The sequence below is a fragment of the Streptomyces sp. WAC06614 genome, from assembly GCF_003949795.1.
Lineage (GTDB): Bacteria > Actinomycetota > Actinomycetes > Streptomycetales > Streptomycetaceae > Streptomyces.
On the sequence record NZ_RPRY01000700.1, the window covers coordinates 1 to 1103 of the forward strand.

The following is a 1103-nucleotide window of genomic DNA, read 5'->3' on the forward strand; positions in this document are numbered from 1 at the left end:
CTCCCCCGCCGTCGGCGGCGGAAGGCCGGGCTCCGGGTGGCCCCGCGCCCAGTCCCCCTCCAGCCCGCGGACGAGTTCCTGGGCCCCGGCGGCCGCCTGCCGGTTGGTCCACCACACCTGGTGCACCACCAGCAACGCCACCACCAGCCCCACCGTGGTGATCACCTCGGCACCGACCCAGAGCACGCGTGCGAGCCGTACCCAGTGCGCGTGCTGCCGGGACCCCCGCACCACCCCACGCATGTGATCTCGCACGGGCGCACCCTAAGACCTCCCCCGTCAACTGACCAGCAGCAGTACGGTGTGAACCATGCGCCCCGACACGCCTGCCGAGCACATCGCCGAAGCCGAGCGCCTCATCCGCACGGCGCACCGCTACCCCGAGGACCAGGAGCCGCTCCTCCTCCAGGCCGCGGCCCACTTCGAACTGGCCGACGCCCGGGACCGCGCGAGTACGCTCTACGACCAACTCCTCGCGGGCGAACCGGCCGACGTCCACCTGATCAAGGCCCGCCAGGCCGCCAACCTGTGGGAGTACGGCCACGAGGCCGAGGCCCGGGCCCTGATCTCCGGGATCCGTGCCGCCGCCCCGACCGACCCGGCCCCGTGGGAGGTGATCGCCGAGACCCTGGAGGCCCACGACGAGCTGGACGCCTCGCACGAGGCCTTCACCCAGGCCGCCACCCTGCTCATCACCGACGACGTCCCGCTCACCCCGGCGACCACGGCCCTGCTCACGGGCCGCCACCGGGTCCGCCGGCTGCTCGGGCTGCCGCACGACGACTGGGACATGGTCGCCGACACCCGGCACGCCGGGCCGATCCCGCTGGACGAGCTCCACGACCCCAAGCGGATCTGGGCCCTCGGCTCCAACGACCCGGCCGAGCTGCGCGCCGAGATCGCCCGGCTGCGGGCCGAGCTCGGCGACCGCCGCGCCGCGCTGTCCCGGCCGTTCCCGGTGGCCCTCCTCCACTGGCCGGCCGCGGCGTCGCCGGGCAGGACGTGCAGCAGCCCGCCGGGCAGCCCGGCGGCGGCGAACACCGCGGCCAGCGCGAGACCGCCGGAAACGGCAGTGCGCCGGTCGGGCTTGAGCAGCACGGCGT

At 75.2% G+C, this 1103-nt stretch carries 1 protein-coding gene and 1 pseudogene; one reads left to right on the plus strand and one right to left on the minus strand.

What is annotated here, in order from left to right; translation table 11 throughout:
* Positions 1-243 (minus strand): annotated as a pseudogene (locus EF918_RS38875) (hypothetical protein); the annotation flags it as partial.
* Positions 244-310: 67 nt separating this feature from the next.
* On the opposite strand from EF918_RS38875, the gene EF918_RS35990 reads away from it, so the two are divergent.
* A partial coding sequence (locus EF918_RS35990) for a M48 family metallopeptidase (protein WP_260611020.1) occupies positions 311-1103 on the plus strand: 793 nt, incomplete at its 3' end.